A 9,130-nucleotide genomic window follows, 5' to 3' on the forward strand; every position below is an offset into this window, starting at 1 on the left:
TGGCAAAGCGGGAGCACTGCAAAGCCCGGATTGCCAAGGGCGAACTGACATGGCGCGTGGAGATGCCGAAAATCCGGCGAGAGAATATCCGCAGAACAAGCCGCGAGATTGCCGCGGAAACTGCGGCGAAAAGGCGCATGAATATGTCAACGCCGTGCATAATACGGCCAAAAAGTGATATTGCAACGCGGCAATGCGCAGGGCAGCCATGCAGGTGATCTATGGAGCGATTTTCCTGTTCGGGTAATACATGGCGTGTATTTTATTATTCAGTAGAAAATATCGACTATACAGTAGATCGAAATAAAAATTCCCAATAATTTCAAGTTTTGTTTAAATAAGAAATTTTTGCCGCAATTTGTGAAAAAAATAATCTGAAATCTTTTTTCGAGAGGTATTTTTGTGCGAAACGATACGGGCGGCAGCCTACGCCGCCCGCATCGGGCATCAGACGGCGTCCTTGCCGGCTACCTTCAGCGCGAAGGCGTATTCGAAGGCTATTTCCTCCAGCCGCTGGAAGCGGCCCGACTTGCCACCATGGCCGGCCGCCATGTTGGTCTTGAGCAGGATCGGCGCTTCACCCGTGGTCTTTTCGCGCAGCTTCGCCACCCATTTGGTCGGCTCCCAATAGGTCACACGCGGATCGGTGAGGCCGGAAAGCGCCAGAATCGGCGGGTAAGGCTTCGCACCGACATTGTCATAGGGGCTGTAGGCGGCGATCCAGCCATATTCCTCTGCCGCTTCCAGCGGATTGCCCCATTCCGGCCATTCCGGCGGCGTCAGCGGCAGCGTGTCGTCCAGCATCGTTGTCAGCACGTCCACGAAGGGAACGGCGGCGATGATGCCGGCAAACTTCTCCGGCGCCATATTGGCGACGGCGCCCATCAACATGCCGCCGGCAGAACCACCCTCGGCGATGATGCGCTCGTAAGACGTGAAACCTTCCTGCACCAGATGATCGGCAGCGGCAATGAAGTCTCTGAACGTGTTCTGCTTGTGCTCCATCTTGCCGGTTTCGTACCACTCGAAACCCTTGTCCTTGCCGCCGCGAATATGGGCGATGGCATAGATGAAACCACGGTCCGCCAGAGACAGCGTCGTGGTGGAGAAGGAAGCGGGAATGGTGATGCCGTAAGCGCCGTAGCCATAAAGCAGGCAGGGGGCGGAACCGTCGAGCGCCACGTCCTTGCGGTAAAGCAGAGAGACCGGCACCAGCTCACCATCATGCGCAGGGGCCATGATGCGGCGGGTGATGTAATCATCAGGATTGTGGCCCGAGGGCACTTCCTGCGTCTTCAGAAGCGTGCGTTCGCGCGTCACCATGTCGTAATCAAACAGCTGGCTCGGCGTCGTCATCGAGGAATAGGAGAAACGGATGACGTCGGTGTCATATTCCGCCGCGCCATGCAGGCCCAGCGAATAGGCCTCTTCGGCAAAGGCGATGGAATGTTCCTCGCCGGTGCGGCGGTCGCGGATGACGATGCGCGGCAGGCCGTCACGGCGCTCCAGCCATATCAGATGGCGGGCATAGGCATCGACGGAGAGGATCAGCCGGCCCGGCTCATGCGGCACCACCTCTTTCCAGTTTTCCTTGCCGGGCGCCGTGACCGGGGCTTCCACAATGCGGAAATCCTTGGCATCGCCGTCATTGGTGAGGATGAAGAAGACATCGCCGCCTTCGCACATCGAATATTCGATGCCCTCTTCGCGTTCCGCCACGATAGCCGGTTCCGCGGTCAGGTCTTTCGTGGAGAGAATGCGATATTCGCTGGTCTCATGATCGTGAATGTCGATGAAGATGAAATCATCGAGAACGGACGCACCGACACCCATGAAGAAACCGGGATCCTTCTCCTCATAGACCAGCCGGTCGGCCGATTGCGGCTCACCGATAATATGGTGGAAGACCTTGGAAGGGCGGTGGTTCTCGTCCTGCAGCGTATAGAAGAAGCTCTTGCCATCGGGCGCCCATGCGCCGCCGCCGCCGGTGTTTTCGACGATATCGGCAAGGTCCTCGCCGGTTTCGAGGTTACGGATGCGCAGGGTGAAATATTCCGAGCCCTTGTCGTCATAACCCCAGATGCCGTGTGTGTGATCGGAAGACTGGTCGAGACCGGCAAGACGGAAATAATCCTTGCCCTCGGCTTCTTTGTCGCCGTTCAAAAGCACCTGTTTCTCACCGCCGCCGCGCGGGGTGCGGAAATAATGCGGCTGCTCGCCGCCGGTCACGAAAAGCGTGCCATAGGCATAAGGCCCGTCATTGACCGGCACGGAGGAATCGTCCTGCTTGATGCGGCCCTTCATCTCCTCGAAAAGCTTCTCCTGAAGCGCCTTGGTGTCGCCCATGGCCGCTTCCATATAGGCGTTTTCCGCCTCCAGATGGGCGCGGATCGCCGGGTCGAGAATGGAGGTGTCCTTGAACATGGCCTGCCAGTTATCGGCCCGGAACCATGCGTAATCGTCGGTGCGGGTAATGCCGTGATGCGTATCCTGAACGGGCCGTTTTTCGGCGGTCGGGGCGGCGGGCAGGTTCTTGAAAATCGGCAATGGAAACTCGCTTTCCTGTAAAAATTCTTGAGCGGCACCAAGATGTAGAGCGGGGCTTGCGGCCGATCAAGTTTCAAATCTCCACAGGCGGAATGGCGTTCGGGCACAATTTCGTCAGCTTTCGATCACATTTTGGCAATATCCGGCAAATCAGCGATGATGCTTGCCGCCCGATGGCACGCAATCCATCGTCAAGAACAAACGAAAAAACTGACAGGACCCCATGCGAAAGCTTCTTCCCGCTGCCCTTTCTGCCTTTTTCCTTGGCTTGCAGACCCTTACCCCCGCTTTTGCGATTGATGCCAGCGTCATGCGGCAGTTGAACGCGCTTGCTCCCGAGGAGCGTCTGGAGCAGCGTTGCGACATTGAGGCGATGGAGCGGATAGCAACCGAGCAGAAGGGCATGAAGCCGGACAAGGTGATCGCCTATACGTTCGGTGATCCGGAAGTGGGAAAAAACTCCATCAAGGCGCCGGGCGCGGTCTTCAGAAGTTCGGGCGAATGGTACAAGCTCAGATACAAGTGTCAGCTGAAGAGCGATAGTCTCAGCATCCAGTCCTTCGACTACCGTGTGGGCGACAAAATTCCCGAGGAGCAGTGGAAGAAGTTGTATCTTTATGACTGATCACGGAATTTTTCGGTTTCGAACCGGCGTTTAGCCGCCGCTTTGTTGCCCCGTCGCAACCGGCTCTGTAACCCTGACATCTGATCGAAGTGAGGGGCACAGACATGGCGAGACGATTCAAGGGACTTTCTGCTTTTCCGATAACGCCGGCAGATGAGGCAGGGCGGGTCGATGTTGAAGCCTTCTCCGCCCTGATCGAGCGGCTGGATGTCGCGGCAGTTGATTCGGTCGGCATTCTCGGCAGCACCGGCATCTATATGTATCTCACCCGCGAGGAGAGACGCCGCGCCATCGAAGCGGCCGCCGCCATCCTCAACGGCAGGCGCACACTGATGGCCGGCGTCGGCGCCTTGCGCACCGATGAAGCCGTGGCGCTGGCAAGGGATGCGGAAGCGGCCGGTGCCGATGCGCTGCTGCTCGCGCCGGTCTCCTACACGCCGCTGACGCAGGAAGAGGCCTATCACCATTTCGCCGCCGTGGCGGGTGCGACGGCCCTGCCGCTCGCCATCTATAATAACCCGACGACCACCCGCTTCACCTTCAGCGACGAACTTCTGGTGCGGCTCGCCTATATTCCCAATATCCGCGCCATCAAGATGCCGCTGCCCGCTGATTCCGATTATGCCGGCGAGCTTGCGCGGCTCAGGCCCAAACTGTCGGACGATTTCGCCATCGGCTATAGCGGTGACTGGGGCTGCGCCGAGGCCACACTCGCCGGCGGTGACACCTGGTACAGCGTCATCGCCGGCCTGCTGCCGGTTCCGGCGCTGCAATTGATGCGGGCGGCACAGACCGGCAATGCGGAGGAGGCAAAAAGGCTCGATGCGGTCTTCCAGCCGCTCTGGGCGCTGTTCAGGGAATTCGGCAGCATCCGGGTTGTGTATGCCGCCGCCAATATCCTGTCGCTGACGGTCAGCGAACCGCCCCGACCGATCCTGCCGCTTACGAGTGCGGAACGCCAGCGGGTGGAAGAGGCGCTGGAGGCGCTCTCCGCGCTGGAAACCGCGCCATAATTCGGGCGCTTTGCGGGCGGATTGCCACACACCATGACTGCATGAAATTGCGGAACCAGAAATGATACGTCGTCTCCTCCTCGCTGCCCTGTTTGCCTCTGCCGCCGCGACCGCCTTTGCGGCGAACGGCCTTGTCGAGCCGTCGCTGAAAATGTCGCCGCAGCATGATGGCAAGGTGCGGGTGGCGATGACGCTCGACGCCTGCATGGGCAAGACCGACCACCGCATTCTCGACACGCTCGTTCGCGAACGTATTCCCGCAACAATCTTCGTGACCGCCCGCTGGCTGAAGCATAACAGCGAGGCGCTCGCGGTGCTGATGGCAAATCCCGACCTGTTCGAGATCGAAAACCACGGCGAAAACCATGTGCCGGCGGTGGACAAGCCCGTTTCGATTTACGGCATCGCTGCTGCGGGATCGGAAGCTTCGGTCGTGCAGGAAGTGGAAGGCGGTCGTCAGGCCATCGTCGCTGCCACAGGCATCCAGCCGCAATGGTTTCGGGGTGCGACGGCCAAATATACAAGCTCGTCCATGGCCACCATCAACCGGCTCGGCATGCGCGTGGCGGGTTACTCCGTCAATGGCGATGGCGGCTCGCTGCTGGGCGCTGCCGCGACGGCCAAACATATCGCTGCGGCGAAGAATGGCGATGTCATCATCTCCCACATCAACCAGCCCACCCACGAGGCGGGCGAGGGCGTGGTGAAGGGCCTGTTGGCGCTCAAGGCACGCGGCGTGATTTTCACGCGGCTGGACGACCCGTCATTCGCGCCGCCGGGGAATTGATCTCCAAGGTTGCCGCCCGTTTCTTCTCCCCGCCGGGGAGAAGAAATATGCCGCAGACTTTTCCTTCAAACGGCGCGGAAGAAAAGAGCTGACAAATCCCCCACATCTACGCCCGTTTTTCGGCGGCGTGCCGTTCGAAATTGCGCTAGCATCTTCGTCATGATGCTGTTCAAACGCCCCGACACCGAAACCCTGTATTCCGCCCTTGTGAACAAGGACCCCGCCTATGAAGGCGTGGCCTATGTGTGCGTGACCTCGACCAAAATCTTCTGCCGCTTCACCTGCACGGCGCGCAAACCGAAGATCGAAAACTGCCGGTTCCGCGAGACCATCGCCGAATGCCTGGAGGCGGGGTTCCGCCCCTGCAAGCGCTGCAAACCGATGCTCTCCTATGGCACGGCCGATGAAACGGTAACGCAACTGCTGACGGCGCTGGAAAACGAACCGGCGCGGCGCTGGCGTGAGGAGGATGTGGTGGCGCTTGGCCATGATCCCTCCACCGTGCGCCGCACCTTCAAGCGCCGTTTCGGCATGAGCTTTCTGGAAATCGCCAGATTGCGCCGCTTGGGCGATGCGGTGGAAAGCATCGCTTCCGGCGAAGCGGTGATCGGCGCGCAGATCGACGCCGGTTACGACTCCGGCAGCGGCTTCCGCGCCGCGATCAACCAGTTCTTCGGCTCCTCTCCCGCCGCCATGAAGGGCAGGGGGTTCCTGAAGGGTGACTGGATCGATACGCCGATTGGTCCGATGCTCGCCATTGCCGACGATCATGCCCTGCATCTGCTAGAATTCGCGGACCGGCCGGCGCTTCCGGCCGAACTGAAGCGGCTGAAGAGCCGCACCGGCGCGGACATGGTGCTCGGCCGAACGGAGGTAACAGGTCAGATCGAAGCCGAGCTCAAGGCCTATTTCGCCGGGCAGTCAGCCTCCTTCGAAACCCGCCTTGCCGGCCAGGGCACGCCCTTCGAGCGCGATGTCTGGCGCAGCCTGCGGCAGATCCCGGTGGGCGAAATCGTCAGCTATTCGGCACTCGCAACCGCCATGGAAAGGCCATCCGCCGTGCGCGCGGTGGCGCGCGCCAACGGTGCCAACCAGATCGCCATCGTCGTGCCGTGCCACCGGGTGCTCGGTGCGGATGGCAGTCTGACCGGTTATGGCGGCGGCCTGTGGCGCAAGAAATGGCTGATCGAGCATGAGCGTCGCATGGCGCAAGGGCAGGTGCGCGAGATGCCGCTCGCTTCCTGAGCGGCCTCGTTGTGGGGTTTCAGGAGATTTTCCGTTGGCGGAGGCGCGTCGCGCCCTCCGCCTCTGTATCCGCCGTTCAATCCGGCAGGTTCGGCACGACCCGGCGGGAGGGGAAGAGTTCGCGCGTCACCGTCATGACGATCAGCGACAACGGCAGGGCCAGCATGGCGCCGGCCGCGCCCCACATCCACGTCCAGAAGATGATCATCACAAAGACGAGGAAGGGGTTGATCTCCATGTTGCGGCCCACCACCGCCGGAAAGGCGAGGTTTTCCATCAAGAGGTGGATGGTGAAGAACACTCCCGCCGGCAGCAGCGCGAGGATCATGTTGTCATGCGTGATGATACCGGCGACGGTCAGCGATATTGTCATCAACGTGATGCCGAGAAACGGAATGAAGCTCGAAAGAAAGGCAAAAAGCCCCCAAAGAAGCGGCATGGCGAGGCCACCGAGATAGGCGATCACGATCATCGTCACACCCAGCGCGGCGTAGATGAGGCTTGCCGTGGCAAAATAGGTGCCCAGCACCTTCTCCACCGAGCCGATGATGCGAATGGTTCTGAGCCTTTGATGGCGCGCCGGAAAGGCCATGATGAGAGCCTTGCGCAGTCGCAGCCGGCTGTAGAGAAACATTAGAAGAGCCGCCAGGAAGATCAGTCCCTGAACGATGGCCGGCGTCACATTCGCGCCAAGCAGGGAAATGATTTCGCCGCTACGCGACAGCAGCGATTCCATCGACATGGAGCCCATGCTGAACGTGGCCGCGGAAATATTCAGCCACCGCAGATTTTCGAGGTAAGGAAGGAAGCGGTCAATGCTGCGCTCGATCAGGGCAGGGCCTTCCGATGCCAGCTGTGAGACCGGGTCAATCAGGGAATTGACCACGAAAAAAATGACCGCAGCGACGAGTGTGGACAGGATGATGGCGACACCGGCACCCGGAATGCCGTAGGAGGCCAGTTTTTCGGCGGAGATGCCCAGGATCATGCCAACAACGACAGCCATGACGACGGGCATCAGAATCATCGATAATTCGTGGATCACCGCCATGGACATGATCAGGAAAATGCCGATGACCGACCAGGCAACGAAAACGTCAAGCGCCTCCCGCCCCAGCGGTTGCTGACTGCGCGCGTCATCCCGCTGTGAAACAGAGGCGGGTGTCGCAAGCGGATCGGCCTTGTCTACTGGCAAGGCCGCAGTGCCGGAAAGATCCGGCTTGGCATTCTCATTCATCGGACTATCCCCCAATAACGAGGTTAACGTCCGACAAATCCGGCGGTTCCGGGGCGGCTGAAATTTCTGCCGCCCCGTTCAGCGTTTATGCGGAAAGCTTTAGCCCTATGCCCCACGGATCCTTCAAAAAGATGCCGTCACTTTGCCTTTCGGTGGAGATTTCCAGCCGGTCGAGTGCGGCGAGAGCCGTCTCGAGCGCGGCCGGCTCGTTGAATTTCAGCGAGTAACCGGAAAGCCCCGTCATGTTCTCCCTGCGGGCCACGGCGCCACGGCTGTTCCAGATATTGGCGGCCACGTGGTGGTGATACGCGCCCGATCCGAAGAAGCTTGCTTCGGGATACCGCGCCATGATCTTAAGCCCCAGCACATCCTGATAAAACTCATCCGCCTGCGGAATATTGCCGACCTGCAGGTGAATGTGGCCGATGGCGGTTCCCTCCGCTGCGCCGGTGAAGGCCGCCTTCGGGGCACTGTCGTAAAGCGCCTGAAGATTGAGGCCGATTGTCGCCATCTCCACCGTGCCATCCGGCTGGTAGGTCCATTCTTCCGGCGACCGGTCGCGATAGACCTCTATGCCGTTGCCTTCCGGATCTGCGAGATAGATGGCCTCGCTGACCAGATGGTCAGACGCACCCTGAAGCTGAACATTGTTCTGAGCGGCATGTGCCAGCCAGTGCGCGAGGTCATCGCGGCTCGGCATCAGGAATGCGGTGTGGAACAGGCCTGCGGCATTGCGCGGCGCGCGTTCCGCCGTGCTGGAGGTGGAAAGTGTGAGCAGCGGCTGGCCTCCGACGCCAAGCACCTCACCGCTCGGGTTCTTTTCAAGAACGGAAAGACCGATGATCTTTTGATAGAAATCCGAAACGCGCGGCAGATCGTGAACGACGAGATGGGCCTGGCCGACATAGGCCGGCCGCGTCAGGGCGAATTGTTTGATTTCACTCATCATCATCTCCATATTGATTCCGACGCGCCAAGGGGTGGGCCGGTTGCCGACGAGATCGGCTTCGCCGCTTTGCGGCGTTTGTCGAAGACGAATATGGGCTGGTTTCGTCGTTCAGCAAAGATCACCAGCTGGCGATTGACTGTCCACTATTCGTTGACAATGCCCTGTTCCGGCATGGCTTCGGCTTTGACTTCGATCAAGGTGAAGGCCGCGCCGGCCGGCAAATATGAGCTTGAGCCCGACACAACGGCGGATCACGTCAAAGGAGACAGCCATGTACAAGAAGATCATCGTACCGGTAGACCTCAGCGCCACTGACAAGGGAGAAAAGATTCTCGAAAAGGCCAAGGCACTGCTGGACCCCGACGGCGAGATCGTTCTCATCAACGTTGTCGAGGAACTGCCGGGCTATATGGCGATCGACCTTCCTGTCGACCTCATCGAAAACGCGATCAAGGACGCCAAGGCAAAACTCTCGGACCTCAAGGCCAGGGTCGGTTTCAACGGCAGCCATGAAATCAGAAGTGGCGCGCCGGCGCGGGAAATCATCGCTGCGGCAGAGGAACACAAGGCTGATCTCATCATCATCGCGTCGCACACGCCTGACTTCAGCAACTATTTCATCGGCGCCACCGCCGACCGCGTGGTGCGCCACGCCAAATGCTCGGTGCTGGTGGATCGCTAAGGTTTGACGTTTTTGGGTTGCGGGCGGGTTTCCCGCCCCTCCAAG

Annotated in this window: 10 protein-coding genes; 6 read left to right on the forward strand and 4 right to left on the reverse strand. The window is 59.8% G+C overall.

Translation table 11 applies throughout. From position 1 onward, the window contains the following. Window positions 1–322 precede the first annotated feature (322 nt). Both EYD00_RS26145 and EYD00_RS02780 read right to left on the reverse strand, forming a co-directional pair. Window positions 323–448 (reverse strand): hypothetical protein, encoded by a 126-nt coding sequence (locus EYD00_RS26145; protein ID WP_262621354.1) that lies wholly within the window; start codon window positions 446–448, stop codon window positions 323–325. Further along, the gene (locus EYD00_RS02780) at window positions 448–2,547 is read right to left on the reverse strand and encodes a S9 family peptidase (RefSeq protein WP_004440604.1); all 2,100 of its coding nucleotides are present in this window, start codon (window positions 2,545–2,547) and stop codon (window positions 448–450) included. Before EYD00_RS02780 ends, EYD00_RS26145 begins: the two co-directional genes overlap by 1 nt. A gap of 223 nt (window positions 2,548–2,770) precedes the next feature. Here EYD00_RS02780 and EYD00_RS02785 point away from each other — a divergent pair, with 223 nt between their 5' ends. The 4 genes from EYD00_RS02785 to EYD00_RS02800 all read left to right on the forward strand — a co-directional run bounded on the left by EYD00_RS02785 (window position 2,771) and on the right by EYD00_RS02800 (window position 6,217). Then, the gene (locus tag EYD00_RS02785) at window positions 2,771–3,172 is read left to right on the forward strand and encodes a DUF930 domain-containing protein (RefSeq protein WP_004440606.1); all 402 of its coding nucleotides are present in this window, start codon (window positions 2,771–2,773) and stop codon (window positions 3,170–3,172) included. 104 nt (window positions 3,173–3,276) lie between these two features. Next, a complete protein-coding gene (locus EYD00_RS02790) occupies window positions 3,277–4,185 on the forward strand; it encodes a dihydrodipicolinate synthase family protein (protein ID WP_034495895.1) in 909 nt (302 codons plus the stop codon). A 61-nt stretch (window positions 4,186–4,246) separates the two neighbouring features. Beyond that, window positions 4,247–4,972 carry a polysaccharide deacetylase family protein gene (locus EYD00_RS02795; protein WP_004440610.1) on the forward strand — a complete coding sequence of 242 codons (726 nt, stop codon included), beginning with the start codon at window positions 4,247–4,249 and terminating at the stop codon, window positions 4,970–4,972. A 159-nt stretch (window positions 4,973–5,131) separates the two neighbouring features. Continuing rightward, complete coding sequence (locus EYD00_RS02800; RefSeq protein ID WP_004440613.1) at window positions 5,132–6,217, forward strand: bifunctional transcriptional activator/DNA repair enzyme AdaA; 1,086 nt, start codon at window positions 5,132–5,134, stop codon at window positions 6,215–6,217. A 76-nt stretch (window positions 6,218–6,293) separates the two neighbouring features. Here the strand turns inward: EYD00_RS02800 and EYD00_RS02805 are convergent, their stop codons facing one another. Beyond that, a complete protein-coding gene (locus EYD00_RS02805) occupies window positions 6,294–7,454 on the reverse strand; it encodes an AI-2E family transporter (protein WP_004440617.1) in 1,161 nt (386 codons plus the stop codon). An 85-nt stretch (window positions 7,455–7,539) separates the two neighbouring features. Then, window positions 7,540–8,400 (reverse strand): VOC family protein, encoded by an 861-nt coding sequence (locus tag EYD00_RS02810; protein WP_034495893.1) that lies wholly within the window; start codon window positions 8,398–8,400, stop codon window positions 7,540–7,542. Here EYD00_RS02810 and EYD00_RS02815 point away from each other — a divergent pair. After that, window positions 8,383–8,718 (forward strand): hypothetical protein, encoded by a 336-nt coding sequence (locus EYD00_RS02815; RefSeq protein WP_234797385.1) that lies wholly within the window; start codon window positions 8,383–8,385, stop codon window positions 8,716–8,718. The two genes, EYD00_RS02810 and EYD00_RS02815, sit on opposite strands and share 18 nt — an antisense overlap. Next, a complete protein-coding gene (locus EYD00_RS02820) occupies window positions 8,675–9,085 on the forward strand; it encodes a universal stress protein (RefSeq protein ID WP_004440622.1) in 411 nt (136 codons plus the stop codon). The genes EYD00_RS02815 and EYD00_RS02820 overlap by 44 nt, the downstream gene beginning before the upstream one ends. The last annotated feature ends 45 nt before the right edge of the window (window positions 9,086–9,130 follow it).

Source organism: Agrobacterium sp. 33MFTa1.1 (assembly GCF_004328495.1).
In the GTDB taxonomy this organism is placed as follows: domain Bacteria; phylum Pseudomonadota; class Alphaproteobacteria; order Rhizobiales; family Rhizobiaceae; genus Agrobacterium; species Agrobacterium pusense.

What these genes read in the sequence shown, in the direction of transcription:
- EYD00_RS26145 (WP_262621354.1), bottom strand. Translation starts at nt 448, where the DNA reads ATGCCCGATGCGGGCGGCGTAGGCTGCCGCCCGTATCGTTTCGCACAA.
- EYD00_RS02785 (WP_004440606.1), top strand. Translation starts at nt 2,771, where the DNA reads ATGCGAAAGCTTCTTCCCGCTGCCCTTTCTGCCTTTTTCCTTGGCTTG.
- EYD00_RS02790 (WP_034495895.1), top strand. Translation starts at nt 3,277, where the DNA reads ATGGCGAGACGATTCAAGGGACTTTCTGCTTTTCCGATAACGCCGGCA.
- EYD00_RS02795 (WP_004440610.1), top strand. Translation starts at nt 4,247, where the DNA reads ATGATACGTCGTCTCCTCCTCGCTGCCCTGTTTGCCTCTGCCGCCGCG.
- EYD00_RS02800 (WP_004440613.1), top strand. Translation starts at nt 5,132, where the DNA reads ATGATGCTGTTCAAACGCCCCGACACCGAAACCCTGTATTCCGCCCTT.
- EYD00_RS02805 (WP_004440617.1), bottom strand. Translation starts at nt 7,454, where the DNA reads ATGAATGAGAATGCCAAGCCGGATCTTTCCGGCACTGCGGCCTTGCCA.
- EYD00_RS02810 (WP_034495893.1), bottom strand. Translation starts at nt 8,400, where the DNA reads ATGAGTGAAATCAAACAATTCGCCCTGACGCGGCCGGCCTATGTCGGC.
- EYD00_RS02820 (WP_004440622.1), top strand. Translation starts at nt 8,675, where the DNA reads ATGTACAAGAAGATCATCGTACCGGTAGACCTCAGCGCCACTGACAAG.